Annotated in this window: 16 protein-coding genes; 9 read left to right on the forward strand and 7 right to left on the reverse strand. The window is 45.3% G+C overall.

Annotation, left to right across the window (positions count from 1 at the left end; all coding sequences use genetic code 11):
* Positions 1-220: 220 nt before the first annotated feature.
* The 8 genes from ACUTVW_RS24865 (at position 221) to ACUTVW_RS24900 (ending at position 9,865) form a co-directional block, all read left to right on the forward strand.
* Positions 221-2,245, forward strand: coding sequence for a right-handed parallel beta-helix repeat-containing protein (locus ACUTVW_RS24865; RefSeq protein WP_445648244.1), 2,025 nt, complete (start codon positions 221-223; stop codon positions 2,243-2,245).
* Positions 2,246-2,614: 369 nt separating this feature from the next.
* A complete protein-coding gene (locus ACUTVW_RS24870) occupies positions 2,615-3,577 on the forward strand; it encodes an aldo/keto reductase (RefSeq protein ID WP_445648246.1) in 963 nt (320 codons plus the stop codon).
* 118 nt (positions 3,578-3,695) lie between these two features.
* Entirely contained in the window at positions 3,696-4,553 is an 858-nt protein-coding gene (locus tag ACUTVW_RS24875; protein WP_445648293.1) for a decaprenyl-phosphate phosphoribosyltransferase, read from the forward strand.
* A 38-nt stretch (positions 4,554-4,591) separates the two neighbouring features.
* Positions 4,592-5,902 carry an oligosaccharide flippase family protein gene (locus tag ACUTVW_RS24880; protein WP_445648247.1) on the forward strand — a complete coding sequence of 437 codons (1,311 nt, stop codon included), beginning with the start codon at positions 4,592-4,594 and terminating at the stop codon, positions 5,900-5,902.
* 40 nt (positions 5,903-5,942) lie between these two features.
* A complete protein-coding gene (locus ACUTVW_RS24885; protein ID WP_445648248.1) occupies positions 5,943-6,803 on the forward strand; it encodes a glycosyltransferase family 2 protein in 861 nt (286 codons plus the stop codon).
* Positions 6,804-6,809: 6 nt separating this feature from the next.
* A complete protein-coding gene (locus ACUTVW_RS24890; protein WP_445648249.1) occupies positions 6,810-7,808 on the forward strand; it encodes a glycosyltransferase family A protein in 999 nt (332 codons plus the stop codon).
* Positions 7,809-7,812: 4 nt separating this feature from the next.
* Positions 7,813-8,865: an NAD-dependent epimerase/dehydratase family protein gene (locus ACUTVW_RS24895; RefSeq protein WP_445648250.1), complete on the forward strand. Its 1,053-nt coding sequence runs from the start codon at positions 7,813-7,815 to the stop codon at positions 8,863-8,865.
* Positions 8,846-9,865 (forward strand): endonuclease/exonuclease/phosphatase family protein, encoded by a 1,020-nt coding sequence (locus ACUTVW_RS24900; protein WP_445648251.1) that lies wholly within the window; start codon positions 8,846-8,848, stop codon positions 9,863-9,865. The genes ACUTVW_RS24895 and ACUTVW_RS24900 overlap by 20 nt, the downstream gene beginning before the upstream one ends.
* Before the next feature lie 361 nt (positions 9,866-10,226).
* On the opposite strand, the gene rlmH is transcribed toward ACUTVW_RS24900, so the two are convergent.
* The 5 genes from rlmH to ACUTVW_RS24925 all read right to left on the reverse strand — a co-directional run bounded on the left by rlmH (position 10,227) and on the right by ACUTVW_RS24925 (position 14,262).
* Positions 10,227-10,706: a 23S rRNA (pseudouridine(1915)-N(3))-methyltransferase RlmH gene (rlmH, locus tag ACUTVW_RS24905; protein ID WP_062327777.1), complete on the reverse strand. Its 480-nt coding sequence runs from the start codon at positions 10,704-10,706 to the stop codon at positions 10,227-10,229.
* Between the two features lie 582 nt (positions 10,707-11,288).
* Positions 11,289-11,480 (reverse strand): hypothetical protein, encoded by a 192-nt coding sequence (locus tag ACUTVW_RS24910; RefSeq protein WP_445648252.1) that lies wholly within the window; start codon positions 11,478-11,480, stop codon positions 11,289-11,291.
* A 24-nt stretch (positions 11,481-11,504) separates the two neighbouring features.
* Positions 11,505-11,672: a CxxH/CxxC protein gene (locus ACUTVW_RS24915; protein ID WP_090923561.1), complete on the reverse strand. Its 168-nt coding sequence runs from the start codon at positions 11,670-11,672 to the stop codon at positions 11,505-11,507.
* A 526-nt stretch (positions 11,673-12,198) separates the two neighbouring features.
* Positions 12,199-12,720, reverse strand: a complete 522-nt coding sequence (locus ACUTVW_RS24920) for a hypothetical protein (protein WP_445648253.1) — start codon at positions 12,718-12,720, stop codon at positions 12,199-12,201.
* Between the two features lie 270 nt (positions 12,721-12,990).
* Entirely contained in the window at positions 12,991-14,262 is a 1,272-nt protein-coding gene (locus tag ACUTVW_RS24925) for a S1C family serine protease (RefSeq protein ID WP_445648294.1), read from the reverse strand.
* Positions 14,263-14,859: 597 nt separating this feature from the next.
* On the opposite strand from ACUTVW_RS24925, the gene ACUTVW_RS24930 reads away from it, so the two are divergent.
* Entirely contained in the window at positions 14,860-15,072 is a 213-nt protein-coding gene (locus tag ACUTVW_RS24930; RefSeq protein ID WP_445648254.1) for a hypothetical protein, read from the forward strand.
* Here the strand turns inward: ACUTVW_RS24930 and ACUTVW_RS24935 are convergent.
* Together ACUTVW_RS24935 and yycI are read right to left on the reverse strand one after the other, a co-directional pair.
* Positions 15,041-15,847 (reverse strand): MBL fold metallo-hydrolase, encoded by an 807-nt coding sequence (locus ACUTVW_RS24935; protein WP_445648255.1) that lies wholly within the window; start codon positions 15,845-15,847, stop codon positions 15,041-15,043. The genes ACUTVW_RS24930 and ACUTVW_RS24935 overlap by 32 nt on opposite strands.
* A 6-nt stretch (positions 15,848-15,853) precedes the next feature.
* Positions 15,854-16,597 (reverse strand): two-component system regulatory protein YycI, encoded by a 744-nt coding sequence (gene yycI, locus ACUTVW_RS24940; protein WP_445648295.1) that lies wholly within the window; start codon positions 16,595-16,597, stop codon positions 15,854-15,856.
* Positions 16,598-16,751: the final 154 nt, after the last annotated feature.

Raw genomic sequence — 16,751 nt, forward strand, 5'->3', positions numbered from 1 at the left:
CAGCTTCAACAAGTTGCCTAGTTTTTTTTCAAAATGTCCTTTACAAAGGGTACACTTTAAAATGGAGTGGCTTTTTTATTTCTTCAGGATCACTTCCATTAGATAAACGTCACCGAGCGCTTGTTCATAGAACTTCTATCTTCCTATCTCTCCCATTACATTTATTTTCTAGTATAATAACGAGATACAACAATAATTTAAGAATAGAAGGAGAGTTGTTATGGAATATCATGTATCCATACATGGGAGTGATCAAGGAAAAGGAACAGCGGATCAACCCCTTCGCACCATATCACGTGCTGCGGCTCATGCCATGGCTGGTGATACAGTTATTGTTCATGCGGGAGTATACAGGGAATGGGTTAACCCGGCGAATGGAGGAACCGCGGAGCATCGAATCGTCTATCGATCCGCAGGAGACGGGGAAGTAGTTATTACAGGCGCTGAGCGAGTTACCGACTGGAAGTCTGAAGGAGACGATGTTTGGAGCACAGAGGTTTTGAATTCCATCTTTTCCGTTCGTAATCCTTTTGAGGTGGAACTCAGTGGAGACTGGTTGTTTGACGGACCGTTTCCAGTTCATCTCGGCGATGTCTATTTGGATGGAAAATCCTTGTATGAATGCGAAAGTGTTGAAAGCGTTCACAATCCGGACGTTTGGCCTGAAGCCAAGTATTCCACCGATTCACTGTTGAAATGGTATGCCGAAGTGAGTTCTGCAACAACAAAAATCTGGGCTAATTTTGGCGGAAAAGATCCTCGTCAGGAAAATGTAGAGATTAATGTTCGTCCTTATTGCTTTTGGCCTGAGAAGCCCGGATTGAACTACATAACTGTAAGTGGCTTCACCCTGCGTCAAGCTTCACCTCAATGGGCGCCGCCTACGGACTACCAGGAAGGTTTGATCGGACCCCACTGGAGCAAGGGCTGGATTATTGAAAATAATATAATCAGTGAATCCAAATGCGTTGGTATTAGCCTGGGTACCGAAGTCGGCACAGGTCACGCCAATTCTTTGGAGAAGCGTAGTAAAGGCGGTACTCAACGGGAGCAGGAGGTTATTTTACGCGCATTACGCTCCGGTTGGCATAAAGATCGAGTCGGTAGTCACATCGTGCGAGGTAATGTAATTCATGATTGTGAGCAGGCCGGTATTGTGGGCCATATGGGAGCAGCTTTCAGCCGCATTTACCAGAACCGTATTTATAATATTCACCATAAACGACTCAGACACGGTGCCGAAGTAGCGGGAATTAAGCTGCACGCTTCTCTGGATACTATAATTAGCGAAAATATAATGTATAGCTGTTACCGTGCGCTTTGGCTTGACTGGCAGGCACAAGGTACTCGCATCAGCCGCAATGTATTTTTCGACAACATTTCAGAAGACCTCTTCGTTGAGGTGTGCCATGGTCCGTATATGGTCGATCATAATCTTTTCCTCTCGCCCATGAATTTCAGAAATATGGCCCAGGGCGGTGCATTTGCCCATAATTTATTTGCTGGCCGATTTGTTGTTCGTTCCGAGATTACACGTATTACCCCATATCACTTCCCTCACGAGACAGCCATGGCCGGTTATTCCAATATCACGGGGGGCGATGACAGATACTACAACAACATCTTTTTGGGTGATAACGACGCAAATAAGGAACCTGTTCCAATCACCTTTTTTGAGCATCTTCCCCTTAAATCTAGGGATGCCGTTGGAGAGGACGGGAAGACCGTCATGGATGGGGTTCCGGACAATTCTATCTGCTATCTACACGCTGTGGGACTTGGCGGATACGATCAACATCCGGATGTCAAAGATAAGAAGTGGTGGGAATACACCAAAGAGCAACTTATGGAGCTTGGCGATGCCGCGAAGGATTTCTTTATAGGCAATGCTGTTCTTCCAGTAGCTATGGGTGGAAATGTATATCTTAACCATGCAGTTCCAAGTAGTCACGATTCGGATGCCAAGGTACATTCACAGAAGGGCATAAACATTGAGATTGATCCTGGGCTGGGTAAGGTGCACATTCAGATCAAGGAGACCGAATTGCTTCGGGGAACCTCTGCGATGGTGGTTACCACGGATCTGCTTGGAAAGACGTATCACGCCGATATGAAATATGAGGAACCCGATAGCAGCCCCTATCGCTTTGACTCCGATTTTTTCGGATCAAAGAGACCCGATGCAGATGTTACACCTGGTCCGTTTGAGTTAAGCGAGAATGGTAATGTTGAGTTTGAGATGTAGTTTAGGGAGGGTCCAGTCACTTTAGGTGATTGGATCTTTTTCGTGTGTAATTTCTGCGGGCATTTCTCCCCTTAGTAGGGATACCCAGCTTTCGAACGCCATTTCCATTCTTACATTCATATTCTATTTTGCACATGCATGCACTTATCCTTCTTTTCCATGGTTAAGTTCTATTTTTTGTAATATTTAGACATAAAAATCTATTCTTTTCTATATTTTTCAAGAAAATTCTTGACTGTTGTATACAACTTCTATAGACTGATTTCCAAGTAGCGGTTGAATTTTTTAACTATAATGCTATTATAAGTCAAATTCAAACCGCTAAAGTTTAGTAAAGAAAGAAATTACACTGGAAGGAGATTGAATAAAATGAGACAACTTTCTTTAGGAAAATCAGGACCACAGGTGAGCGCCCTATGTCTTGGTTGTCTAAACTTCGGTACGAAAACCGACAAAAGCTTATCGTATCGGCTACTGGATCAATATGTGGAGGCAGGGGGTAACTTTTTGGATACTTCCAACAATTATGCCTTTTGGAACGGAACTGGAGTAGGCGGGCAAAGCGAGACCTTGCTGGGAGAATGGATGAAGGAAAAAGAAAACCGGAATCGTATCTTTCTGGCAACCAAAGTTGGAGCGAACCCAACCATTCCCGGTGGCGGTTTTTCTTCTAAAGAAGGTTTATCCAAAAAGGCCATTCATAAAGCGGTCGATGAAAGCCTCAAGCGGCTGCAAACCGATTATATTGATTTGTATTATGCCCATATTGACGATATGGATGTCCCTCTGGAGGAAACACTCGAGGCCTTTAATCAATTAGTACAATCTGGCAAAGTAAGGGCCATCGGATGCAGTAACCATTACACTTGGCGGCTTGAAGAAGCAAGAAATATTAGTCAATCCCACGGTTTTTCTTCCTATCAATGTATTCAGCAGAGATATACCTATTTGCGCCCTAGAGCAGGCGCCGACTTCGATGTACAGCTCAGCGTTTCGGAGGAAATGCTCAAGTATATTGAGACCCATGAGGAAGTCGCTTTACTTGCCTATTCTCCTCTGTTGAGCGGTGCGTACAGCCGTCAGGATCGTGCGATTCCTGTGCAATACGCTGGCCCAGACGCTGAGACTAGAATTGCTGTTTTACAAGAAATCTCCAGAGAAACGGGCGCAACGCATAATCAGGTAGTCCTTGCTTGGATGCTGGGTAACTCCCCGGTTACCCTGCCGTTAATTGCAGCAAGCTCAACGGAACAACTTCAGGAGAACCTACAAGCACTCGATGTAACGCTTACTCAGGAGCAGATTAAAAGGTTAAATGAAGCAACTTATTAAAATATTAGCTGATTAAATTTGATTGTGAGAGGTGCCCCCTATGAATAGGGAAAAAATAATCCACTCCGTTCCCATACTGGGATCAGCTAGTTCTCCTATGCAGAAGTCCAAGAGGATAATGCCTCTTTTACGTCTATTGAGAGTCCACCATTGGACTAAAAATGCATTTGTTTTCTCGGGTTTACTGTTATCTTTCAACCATCTATCCATACAAATGGTCCAATTGACGTTGGTACAATTTCTACTGTTTTGCGGCATCTCCAGTTCTGTTTATATTCTGAACGATATGGTAGACATCGAGAAAGATAGACAACACCCGGTTAAGAAATTCCGTCCTTTACCCTCAGGTGATATAAAATTCTCTCATGCTTTAACGATTTTAGTTTTATTATGTCCTTGCATTCTAGTTCTCTCTTTCCTTGTAAACAGTACCTTCGGAGCTATTATCCTTATCTATTTCATTCTCAACGTTAGCTATTCATTTAAGTTGAAAGAGTTTGTCATCATTGATGTGCTGGTCATATCCATAGGATTCGTGCTTAGATCTTTATCTGGTTGTTTGACCACTGGCGATGAAATCCCTATCTGGTTTTTATTAAGCGTAGCGTTTCTCACTTTATTTCTAGGTTTTAACAAGCGTAAGAAGGAAATCCTTACCTTATCAGGTCAGACAAAACATACACGCAAAATTCTTAGCGAATATTCCATTGGTCTGATTGACGAGATGATCCCCATGCTAACCTCATGTACAGTCGTAGCCTACGCTTGTTTTTCTATCTTTGAATCCAACTCCAATTACATGATTGCAACGCTCCCCATCGCTGTATACGGCATATTTCGATATCAGTATTTGTTAAGTAAAACAGATCTGGGAGAACGCCCTGAGATGATCGTGCTCAGAGACAGACCCATTCGTCTTACCGTACTGCTGTGGGTCATTGTCTACATCTCTTTGCAAAGCAATCTATTTATTTAAACGTTAGCCCAAATTGAGAGTGAATAGGATAAACCAAAATGAGTAAAAACCCAACTTTACGAAAACGTATTCGTGAAAAGTCCTCGGATATTTTGAACAACCGAAATATAACAAATTTCCTAGGCAACTTGGGGATTGTATTTATTTTTAGAATGTTATCCGCTGTATTAAATGTAGTCGGTTTAGTCATGGCCGCCAGGAAACTGGGTGTCGTTGCTCTTGGGGATATTTCTATGATCCAAAATATTGCTTACTTTTTAATTATTCCTATGGTTTTCGGAATTCATATTTCAATCATTAAGTATCTTCCTGAAAGCGATAAAGAGCAGGAACGACAAATTATCGGATCAGCTGTTATTTGTAATGGGGTGCTGGCGGGCTTGTTTGTTGTGGTCTTTTTAAAACTGAGTGAAGCCTTTTCCGTTGTTGCCCATATTTCCGAGACACAATGGGTTCTTAGCATCGCTTTAGCTGTGGTCATTAACTTTGCCACCATTTCCGAATCCATTCTGCGGGCAAAAAACAAATTTCTTCTGCTCAGCATCGGTAAATTGATTGGAACATCCGTATTTTTTGTGATTGTACTGGCAAGTTATTTTAGATCGGATAGTTTTAATTTTTTCATCCTTGCTCTTATCGTGAATTTCATCATATTCACTCTTATCGCCTGGATTTTTTCTCGGGATTTCAAGCTATCCTTTTCCATGAAAACTGCCAAACACCTCTATCGTTACGGCGGGATCACGATGATCAGTGTGTCTTTTTCCACACTACTGTTTTCCAGTGATTTATTTATTGTAAACTACTTTTGCTCCAGCTATGACGTAGGTATGTACTCCGTTTATCAAGTGAATGTGAGAAACTTTTTTAATCTACTGTTCCATGAGGTATTTGCTATTGTGTTTCTACCCGCAATTGCCCTATTGGAGAAAAGCAAGGTGTACACTCGCGTTCTCAGTATGCTTATCTGGCTGCTACCTTTAGCTATCGTTGGAAATGCTGTCTTATGTATTACTCTAATTCTCTTGTATGGTAATGACTATCCGCTAAATTGGCTATATGTAGCCATTGTTTCAATCAGTACTGGCTTCCACTTTATTTATTGGATATTCCATTCCGTATTTTCGGTGGAAGGTAAAAGAGGAGCCTTATTGTGTCTAATCACGCTAGGTATTCCCCTACCGGTTCTAATCCTCATCTCTGTACTCCTCACCAAGTCTTATGGAATACTCGGAACCATGCTTGCAACCCTGGTTATTCAATTGGTATTAATAGGAACTTTCACTTTTATCATCAAAACCCAGTACCTAAACCGAAAGATCAAATCAGTTGCAGTGGTGGAATCCTGACTTTAGGCTCATCATTTCAGTTGAAGGAGGATGGCAGCCTATGAAAGCAAGCATCATCATTCCTACCAAGGACAAGCTAACCCGGCTAAGGTTAACCTTGCAGGGTTTAGAGGGTCAAATCGGCGAAGGAGTGGAAGTTATTGTCATATTTGATGGATGCAACCCTGATATGATTGCTCAGTTTCAACGAATTCATTTCTCGTATACCCCCATTTACCTAATATGTAAACAAAATGTAGGAAGAGCTGTAGCCAGGAATCTTGGAATTGAGAAAGCAACAGGAGAACTGGTCATCTTCCTCGATGATGATCGGGTTCCTGGCCCTGATTTTGTGCAAAGGCATATAGATGGACATAACATCCCATGTATTGTATTAGGTGAACGCAATGATTCACTAGTCACTGAAGAGGAAATCGCACAGTTGTTTGATACCGGAACCCCTGCTGACAACCTATCCTTTTTACAGTGTAAGGTAGTAAAACAGGGGCTAGAGAAGCAGTTGCCCATTAAACCAGCAGGTAAATTCAACTGGCTGACCTTCTTTACCGGCAATGTTTCCGTTCCCAGACAAGCACTGCAAGACGCTGGACTATTTGATGAAAATTTTAAGGGATGGGGCCATGAGGATCTGGATTTAGGAATTCGCTTATCCAGAGAAGGGCTCGTCTTTAAAAAGGACACCAGCATAGTCAGTTACCATCTACTTCACGATAGCAACTTCAATGTTGCAGAGAGAACAAGGCAATCTTTAGTGAATTTAAGATATATGCTAAATAAATACAAATACAGCCTGCCCTTTTGGATACTATTGGTCTTTTATATTAAACAGAAGCTATTAGGATTAAGCATCCATAAGCAAGTAGTGAGAAGTAAACCGACTAACGAACATGTGAAAGGATGATCTTACTTGGATACCTTACCTTTAGTTTCCGTGATAATCCCTAACTACAACTATTCCAAAACGCTGCCCAAATGCCTTGATTCACTAATGAACCAATCCTATAAATCTATTGAAATCATTTTTGTTGATGATGGCAGTACTGACAACTCGGTGGAAATTGCCTCCGCCTATCCGTGCCGCATCATTCAAACGAAGAACAATGGCGTTTCGGCAGCCAGGAACACCGGAGTGGCCAATGCGCTGGGCGAAATTGTTTTTTTTCTGGACAGTGATGTAGCCCTATTTCACGATGCCATTGAAAATACCGTTCTGGAATTTCAAAAAGATCCCTCGCTCGGTTCCGTCTGCGGTATTTACGCCAAAGAGGCACTTTTCAACGACAGTCTGGTAGAGGAATATCGAACGCTTCAAGGATATTACTGGAGAATCAGCTCTGAAGGCTATGTGACCGCTGGTTTTTTCTCGCTGGGCGCCGTGAAGAAATCTGTCTTTAATGAGCTGGGCGGATTCTATGAGAACCTGAACAATTCCGAAGATATCGAATTCGGGCACCGTTTGAACCTGAACTATAAACTGCTGCTCACTCGTAAGGTGATGGGCAATCACGATGATGAACATGAGTTGCGCCAGTTGGCCAGAAAAATGCATGAACGAGCAAGACAGCGGGTTCCATTTTACTTCCACCGGAAGAAGTTTACCAAAGGTTTTGAAACGCCGCTCAGAGGGATCGGAATGTTATTTGTCGGAATGAGCAATGTACTATTGCCCTTCTCCTTCTTCAGTCCATTATGTCTCTTACTATTCCTTGGTTGTCTGCTATTTTTTATTGTTTCTGATTTCGGACAATATACTTTCGTGCGGAAAGAAAAAGGTTTCTTCTTCACTCTTTTTTTTATAGGTACCCATTGGATCATTACAAGTGTCTGCTTCTGGGGTTTTGTGAGAGGATTTTTGGAATTCTTTACAAGCAGAAAATTCCGGCTTAAATACAAGTATGGAGAGTGATCCTATGAAACAAAAAGTGTTAATTACGGGAAACAGCGGTGTACTGGGAATCAATCTGGTAGATTATCTTCATAAACATTACAGCCATGATTATGAACTGGTTCTATTTGATATTCAGCATCCTGCTAAGCATGTTGCGGATTTCACAACGATCACTGGAGATATCCGTGATAAAAACAAGGTACAAGAGATTATCAAAGATATAGATATTGTGCTTCATTGTGCTTCAGCCTCCCCCAGCTTCGAGGATGAGGAAATTCTGGACATTATTATTAACGGCACAGATAATCTATTAGAAAATTCTTTTGAAGTGGGCAATGTACAACGATTTGTCTATATCTCTTCTACTTCTGTATATGGAGTGGCTGACAAATCACCAATTCTGGAGACAGATAAGGTGAACCCTTTTGACCCCTACAATAAAGGCAAAATCATTGCCGAGCAACATTGCGCAAGCTGGCGCGACAAGGGTAAATGTGTCCCGATCCTGCGTCCCAGATCATTTTTGGGTCCTCACCGTCTAGGAACTTTCGCCATTCTGTATGAGTGGGCCAGTGAAGGAAGAAACTTTCCTATGCTCGGGAATGGAAAAAACCGTTATCAATTATTGGATGTTGAAGACCTCTGCCAGGCCATATACATGGCAATGTCTGGCGATAGGGACAAAGTAAATGACCTCTTCAATATTGGAGCTGCGGAGTTCTCCTCCATTAGAGAGGACTACCAATCTGTATTAACGGAAGCCGGCTATGGCAAACGTATTATTTGCCTCCCCGCACTCCCTATGACCATTGCCCTATCCATTCTGGAAAAACTTAGGGTGTCCCCATTTTACAAGCGGCTATATAAGAAACTGAACAAGACCTATTACGTTTCTCTAGATAAAGCCATCAACCAATTAGGATATCAACCGAAATTCTCTAACAAAGATTCCCTCGTACGGAATTATCACTGGTATTTGGAGGATCGGAAGAAAAACCCAGATGCAGCCACGGGGCTTGGCAACAATACACTGTGGAAACAGGGTGCCATTAAATATGCGAAGTATTTTTTCTGAGTTCCGATGGAGACATATTGTAGCTTTTAGCTCCATTCTCATTGTACTTATCTGCGATAGGTTTATAGCGGGGTACCTCCCCTGGTGGAATGTAGTTGCTAGCATTCCACCCAGTTCCATATTACTGCTTCCTTGCTTTATTGCGCTATTAGCGATAAAAGCTAAGCGAAAGATAATCATAATCGGCTGTTCCCTGATTGTTATGCTCTTGCTGATTCCCCGGGCGGATATTAACTTCCATGCCTTGAGGTTATCCGACAAAGCCTCTGGATCAGACCAAGCTTCAATTCATATTATGAATTGGAATACTGAATTCTGGGATCAATCCGAGCCACCAGGTCAGATGTATAATTTTTTACAGGAAAGTAATCAGGACATTTATATTCTTGAAGAATATGTATATTTGCAGGAAAAGCCCGTTTGGAAAGCTTATTTAATTGATAAAAAAAAGGAGATTCAGGCACAATTCCCTGATTATCACGTGGTAACGGAGGATCAATTCGCCATTGTTAGCAAATATCCTGTGATCCAGCAAACATTATCCCCGAGCAAGCAGGTGCTTTGGCTGACCTTCTTGATTGATAACAAACCTGTTCATGTGGTGAGCGTTCATCTGGAGCCCCAGGTCGATCTGGGACATAGCATTCTCTCACGAGAATTCTGGAACTTCGTCAACTTACGACACCAAACCCGGAACGACGGATTAGATGAAATCGAAGACTTTATCAGGCAAGCGGGGGATGCACCACTGATCGTTACTGGCGATTTCAACACGACGCTGTTGATGGGCAGCCTTGATCCGTTAAGAGACCAACTAGAGGATGCCGTCAAATATTCAAAACAGCTGTTCCCTACCACCTGGGAAACCAAGGGGTATTTCGGCTGGCGTATCGACCATTTCTTACACAACAGGCACGTAGAAATCCAGTCCTACCAGGCAGTTGCCCAATTGGAGCTATCCGACCATAAAGCCCTGAAGGTAAAACTGCGGATAAAGTAGCATCAGCTCTAGAAATAGTAAAAAATGGGCTCGAAACAAGTCTTTGTTAAATGCTTTACTCACATCTTGCCTCTCGACCACTCACGCAAGTAGGCTTGCGGTACTTCATCATAAACTTTAACCTACGCCCCTTCCACCCAAACGGTGGCAGGGGCTTTTGCTTTATCCAAGCAAAAGTTCAATGCTCCATACAACATCGTCATCTGATGCCAAATCAGAATACGTCACAGACAGCTCCATGCCCTCAAATCACAGCATATCGCGTCTGTAGCAGGTATTTTCACAGAAATTGTCTTAGAGTAAACCCACTCCATGCTAATCCTTTTCCATGCCTTTACGCAGTTTTCAGCAAAAAATGCCGTTACTTATGGTACGGTTCACCCCGATTGATCTTCACCGCGCGATAAATCTGCTCCACCAGCACCAGCCGCATTAATTGATGCGGCAGGGTCATGCGCCCAAAGCTCAAGCGCTGCTTCGCGCGGCGCAATACCTCATCGGAGAGCCCGTGGCTCCCTCCGATAACAAACACGACATGGCTCGTCCCATACGTGCCGAGCTTGTCGATCTCCATGGCCAGCTCCTCCGAACTCCAGAGCTGGCCATCCAGTGCGAGCGCGACAACGTGCGCCTCGCTCTTCACATGCGCGAGGATGCGTTCACCCTCGCGCTCTTTTACCGCCCTTACCTCAGCTTCGCTCAGGGTATCGGGCGCTTTCTCGTCTGCGACCTCGATCATCTGAAACTTGATGTACGGGGCGAGCCGCTTGGCATATTCCTGAATGCCCAGCGTTAAATATTTTTCCTTCAATTTGCCTACGCCAATAATTTGAATCAACATGTGATCATTCCTCCTGAATCGTTGTCTTGCACTCCATCCATCCATCCATCTATCTATAAATCAGATGCTTCAAACGCATCGTTCATCCACATCAAAATCATTCCAAAAACTCTAACGATCACCACAAACCTTATTCAGCCCGAATCGCCCACTTTTAAAATCTAACGATCACAGATGACGTTATTTCCCTCACACTGTGTATTTTTCACCTTGTTTGAAGCAATTTTATCAAAATAAGCTCTCTACGGATCGTTAGAATTTCAACCATGCTCATTCTCCCCAAATAAGCTCTCTCATGATCGTTACAATTCGCACTCGCCAACCACGCCCTCAATCACCACCCAAAGCTCTAGCCCATTCTGCTTTTACCGCTCCCCAGCTTTTACATGCCGATGCCTACGCTACGCCTTGCCGCTCCACACTTACCTTCGCAAAGTTCTGTAGCTACCCTTTCTCTTACCGCTAGAACTCGCTAATTCTTAATTCTAGTCCATTGTCACTTTATTTCGTGGCGCTCCAGGCACTGTTCCTGCCTGCGTCTTGCCACTTTCAACTTTCATTCTCTCCGCTCTACCTCTTGCCTCAAGCCCATTTGCGCGCTAACACACACTCACACCACAGCCGCTTACTCCCCACAAACGCAAAAAGAGCGCTCAACACGCTCTCTCTGCACCTTGCTGTGATGTTCATACCGGATCGAACCAAGTCTAACGCCAGAAGCACTACCGCTGCTACGCCATGCACAACAACATCCCACAGCATCCAATAGCTCACCCTGGCGACCTGCTCTACAGTACGCTAAACGACAAGAAATTCCGCGTGCTGATCGCATTCAGCGCATTTGGCAGGCGGGTCCCAGTCGGCAAATTCCGTCTCCTTCAGATCCACAATATCTGGAGCGTCCTCATATTCATCCACAAACATGTCGATGGCAATGTCCACGTGTTCTTTGCATACAACGTACATCCGTTAAGCATCCTTTCTGTCACCAGCTATGTTCCCGATTCACAACCGCTTATCCCATTACAGGATAGCCACTTCTCAGTTCTATCACACCTGCCGCGGAAAAGAAAGCCCCACATCGCGGATCCGCGCAAAAACGTACCACTTATGCACCGAAAAGACCTTCCTCATATCATAAGCAGATGTATCTTTCCCATAAGATAAAAAAAAGTACCCCGTTAATGATACCCTACCTCAGGTATCCTTGCTGGAATACTTCAAATATAATTTTAAATTTAAGCTAATTCTCACACTTTTACTCTATCCTAACCTTGTCCCTAATCCTGCCTATCTTGTAATTACTCTTATCTTTTCCTTACGGTAACCTGATCCTTACACTAAGTGTTTTACCTACCACTCTTCGTACTTGTCTATCCTTATCTGCTTTGCCTGGCGCGCGGTGTAATGAGTTTGATGCATCAAGATGCTCAGCCAGCCATGTGGCCGTGCCTTCCTTAATCGCTCTTACCCTTACACCTAACCCCCAGCCTTACTCCAATCCCGACTGTGCCTTCGTAAGCAATTTCCCACCTTGAAAAGCTATTACCGCGTTGCCCCCGTTGCGAGCTGCACCTTTATAATTGTACACGACCATGTTCTCCGCTTCACTCAGCGCTTCACCTTCGCCGCCAAGGATGTCGATAACATTTTCCACAGTCATGCCGACCTCCAGCTTCTCATACTGGGCAAACGTAATCAGCACCCCGTCCCCTTTTCCAGCAGAACCGTTGTTTCCTCCAACTGCCGTTGTTGTGCCACCTGTCCCTTGTCCAGCAACGCCGGCTGTGCCAAATTCATTCAGCTTTTTCTCAAGTGCGGCAATTTTCTGTGCCTGCTCATCACTTTTGATCCCTTGCTCGGTCAGCTTTTTCTCCAGTCCGGCAATCTTCTCCTGCAGCGCGCTCGAATCTACGGATGTAGCTGGTGAGCTCTCCGATCCACAAGCAGATAGCAACAGCATGGATAATGCCACGCCTGTTCCTCCAATTACCTTTTTCTTCAATAGATTCATCTCGAATCCCTCCATTTTCAGATTAGTCAGCCGGATCTCACGTTATCCAGCTGTTATTTGCAACATTGATCTATGTAAACACATTAAGAACAGTTTAACATATAGGCAACCAAATGTATCTGCGCCTTTGGCTCCAAGTCTTCCCGATCAGATGGGGCGCGTACACCCCCGTGTACCCTGCATGCACAATAATACAAAAAGAGTGCTCAGAATTTCTGATCACTCTCTCTACTATTGCCTTTTCGCTGTATCACCTAAACTCCACGAGCCTTACTCCGGTTTATCCGTCAGCTTCACAGAGACTTTCTCCGCTTTGCCATCCCGATAGAATGAGACCTCTATTGTATCACCGATCTTTTTCTTATCGTACAGGAATTTCCGCAGATCCAGCGTGGAGGTAATTTTTTGCCCATCGAATTCCGTAATGACATCATTCAGCTTCATCCCTGCATCGGATGCCGGGCCGGAAGCCTCCAACACAACCACACCGCTATCCACGTGCGATGGCAGCTTGAGATCCTTGCGCTGATCATCGTCCAGCGGAGCATACGGATTGCTCAGATCCACCGTGTACACGCCCAGATAAGGACGGGATACTTTGCCGTTCAGCAACAGTGAATCGACCGTCTTCATCACTTCGTTCATCGGAATCGCGAAACTGAGACCCTCAACGCCAGTGTCCGAAATTTTCATCGTATTAATGCCTACCACTTTTCCGTTCAGATCCACCAGTGCCCCGCCGCTGTTCCCTTCGTTAATCGCTGCATCCGTCTGAATGACGTTTTGCTCCCAGTCGTACACCCCGTCCTGGTTAATGGATACAGGCAAAATACGATCCGTGTAACTAACGATCCCCGATGTCAGCGTACCGCCGAGACCCAGTGGATTACCAATTGCCAGTACCGTCTGTCCGCGTTGCAGCTTGCTGGAATCACCGATCTCCGCAGCTGCCCCCAGGCCTTTATCATCGGTGGACAGTACCGCGATGTCGCTCACCCGGTCTTTGCCAACCAGTTTTGCTTTATGTGTTTCGCCGTCCACCGTTACGATCTCCAGATCACTGGCACCTTCCACGACGTGGTGATTGGTCATAATGTAGGCTTTGCCATCTTCTTTTTTGAAAATAACCCCGGAGCCCAGCGCGGAATCTTTCATCGACAGGCTACTGCCTGTTTTATGATTCACGATGCTGACGACAGAAGGACGTACTTCTGCCGCAGCATTAATGATGCGGTCATATGGATCAACCACCTGTGCTGTCTGTGAAGTCCCACTGCCTTGGCCCGCAGCATTAGCCAGAGGTAACTGCGTTGCTGGCTGGCTGATGAAGCTGAACAGCGTAACCGTCACGATGGAGCTGATCACCGAACTGATCACAGCTACCTTGACGGTAGAACTGAATCCCGAGCGTGATTTGCCCGGATTGCTCCAGCGATCACGTCTTCCGCCTCCCGGGCGGATGATCTGAAGTTTGCCTTTCTGTTCAGGTTCGGCGCGTCTTGATACCTTGGTTGAATAAAAATCATCTCCAAACAATCCCATCGTGATCCTCTCCCCTTCGTTGTCACGCATCAAGACCCTGACTGCCGCCCAAGTGATAACATGGAAGACCGATGGTACTTCGCGTTCCCCATGCTTTTTTGCATGTTCAAAAATGGCCTTGCACATCGTCGCCTCCCCGAACCCAATCGGGAACAGACGTCTATATACAACAGAATGGCACTCCATCCCGTGTGTTCTACCAATCAACCTCTCGTCTTCTGCGAGACTCGAGATTCTATTTCATACGCAAAAAACAGCCAAAATCATAATACTCCTTATATACTAAACACTTTATATCCCAAAAAGTTGCATAATAACGTAAATAAACGTAAATTTTCGCCATTACTCGCTTAACAATAAAGGTACATACTATCTATCACCACAAAATGGGCTGCGCTAAGCGCCATTCTCTCGAATTCACCGAACTTTTTTAACCCGTTTTCGCTCCGAGTTCCAGACAGAGCAGCTACAGTTTCAGCATACACATCCTGCTCATAGAATGTTAGCGGCAAAAAGAGGAATGTTTTCCACCCAGCCTGACTACAATAATAGTAAAAGAACAATTCAAAGCTTCATAGAAAGAAGGAGGATTCCACAATGGAACGCACGCGAACAATCACAGCTATGGACGAAGTGCATATGGCGGCCAAGCTGGCCGATCTCAAAGAAGAGCATTACCGTAACACACTGGCACTCAGCACCATCATCGAACTGCTTATTGATAAAGGCATCCTTACACGCGAGGAAGTAGAGCGCAAAGCCGCCGAACTGGACAGCTTTATGGCTCACCCACCCTATCCCATGGTGTAGGACGATCATAATACGTATCACAGAGCTTGAACTCATGGTCCCGATAAAAACAGCCTCGGCTCTCCATCGCATCACGTACCGACATTTTAGCCAAATCCATCATATTATGATCCCGGCTGAGATGTGCCAGATACGTACGCTTGATGCGTCCGTTCATCAGTTCACTAAGCGCCGCACCTGCTGCTTCGTTCGACAAATGCCCGATGTCGCTGAGAATCCGGCGCTTGGTGTTCCATGGATACCGCCCCATGCGCAGCAATTCGACATCATGATTCGCCTCCAGCACGAGCACATCCGAATCCGAGATCGCGTCGCGAACCTTGTCACTCATATAACCGAGGTCTGTCGCAACCGACAGTTTCTCACTGCCATCGTCGAATGTATAACCTACCGGTTCAGCCGCATCATGCGAGATACCGAAGGACTCCACGCGCAGCGAGCCAAAATCATGTTTTTCACCCGTTTCAAATATCCGCCGGTTCTCCTCCGGAATCGCTCCGACCGACTTCTCCAAAGCCGCCCACGTATTCGTATTTGCATAGATCGGTAAATTATATTTCCGAGACATCGCGCCTAGTCCTTTAATATGATCCGAATGTTCATGTGTCACCAGAATGCCGTCCAGTTCCTTGCCTGAAATCTCCCGTTCCAAGAACAGTGCCTCCAGCCGCTTCGCGCTGAGACCCGCATCAATCATAAGTGAGGTGCCCCCATGCTGAATGACCGTGGCATTGCCTGTCGAACCGCTGGATAACACGGTAAAATATATCCCCATAACACATTACTCCCCTGGTTTATCTGACTTGGGACTGAATACATCCCCACTGATGCCCTGCACGTACAACACTTCGCCACTTTCCAGCACGAACCGCCATGCCGGCATCGCCACCTGTATATCTGAATTGAACAACTGGCCGTAATAGCCCAGCTGAATATCTTTCACAATCGCACCGTTGGGCAAAAAGTTTTCGATCAGCATTCCCAGCGCCTTAGACGCCGGAAGCACCTGCTGATCGCTCTCCTCGGCGGTTGTAATCCGCACGGGAGTCTGATGATAACCCGTGATTTTCTGATCGCTGTAGAACAGCTCCAGACTCACGTTAAAGAGCGGCCATTTGCCGTCCACCAGCGGGTGGAGCACAAAGGCCCCATCTTCCGCCATCAGCTGATCCAGTCGGTATGTGCCGATTTGCGGAATCTCCGCCTGCAGCGCGTCCGCGAGCTCGCTTGGCGAGAAAATCAGTTTGCTGTCCACAGGCTTCTCCAGCTCCACTTCAATCCCCGACTTGTCCTCTTCGATAAACTCATAGGACAACTTCGGCAGCTTCGGCGTCTCATTCGGAATCGGTGCCAGCACCTGAATGCCCTTCTCTTCCATCGCCTGCTGTGTATTATCCGCGAGCGAGGTGAAGTCCAGATTGGCACCAGCCGTCTCGCGTGCATCCATCCAGATCTGATATCCCAATACCAGATTCAGCAGCAGAAATGCATAGATTAATACATTTTTCGCCCGTCCCCAATCCAGAACATTCACCTCCTCGTTTGGTTTGTCCATCACCTAATCTATCTAACGATCACCAGGAACCTTATTTGCCCCATTTCGGGTTCATTTGAATTCTAACGATCAGGAGAAGCCTTATTTCGCGTAAAATCAGACATTTTCATCAGTTTAAGCCCGT

This window comes from Paenibacillus sp. TSA_86.1, assembly GCF_052691815.1.

Excerpts from the sequence above, each read along its gene's own strand:
- ACUTVW_RS24870 (WP_445648246.1), top strand. The coding sequence starts at position 2,615 with ATGAGACAACTTTCTTTAGGAAAATCAGGACCACAGGTGAGCGCCCTA.
- ACUTVW_RS24865 (WP_445648244.1), top strand. The coding sequence starts at position 221 with ATGGAATATCATGTATCCATACATGGGAGTGATCAAGGAAAAGGAACA.
- ACUTVW_RS24900 (WP_445648251.1), top strand. The coding sequence starts at position 8,846 with ATGCGAAGTATTTTTTCTGAGTTCCGATGGAGACATATTGTAGCTTTT.
- rlmH (WP_062327777.1), bottom strand. The coding sequence starts at position 10,706 with ATGTTGATTCAAATTATTGGCGTAGGCAAATTGAAGGAAAAATATTTA.
- ACUTVW_RS24895 (WP_445648250.1), top strand. The coding sequence starts at position 7,813 with ATGAAACAAAAAGTGTTAATTACGGGAAACAGCGGTGTACTGGGAATC.
- ACUTVW_RS24880 (WP_445648247.1), top strand. The coding sequence starts at position 4,592 with ATGAGTAAAAACCCAACTTTACGAAAACGTATTCGTGAAAAGTCCTCG.
- ACUTVW_RS24875 (WP_445648293.1), top strand. The coding sequence starts at position 3,696 with ATGCCTCTTTTACGTCTATTGAGAGTCCACCATTGGACTAAAAATGCA.
- ACUTVW_RS24915 (WP_090923561.1), bottom strand. The coding sequence starts at position 11,672 with ATGTACGTTGTATGCAAAGAACACGTGGACATTGCCATCGACATGTTT.
- ACUTVW_RS24885 (WP_445648248.1), top strand. The coding sequence starts at position 5,943 with ATGAAAGCAAGCATCATCATTCCTACCAAGGACAAGCTAACCCGGCTA.
- ACUTVW_RS24935 (WP_445648255.1), bottom strand. The coding sequence starts at position 15,847 with ATGGGGATATATTTTACCGTGTTATCCAGCGGTTCGACAGGCAATGCC.
- ACUTVW_RS24930 (WP_445648254.1), top strand. The coding sequence starts at position 14,860 with ATGGAACGCACGCGAACAATCACAGCTATGGACGAAGTGCATATGGCG.
- ACUTVW_RS24925 (WP_445648294.1), bottom strand. The coding sequence starts at position 14,262 with ATGGGATTGTTTGGAGATGATTTTTATTCAACCAAGGTATCAAGACGC.
- ACUTVW_RS24920 (WP_445648253.1), bottom strand. The coding sequence starts at position 12,720 with ATGAATCTATTGAAGAAAAAGGTAATTGGAGGAACAGGCGTGGCATTA.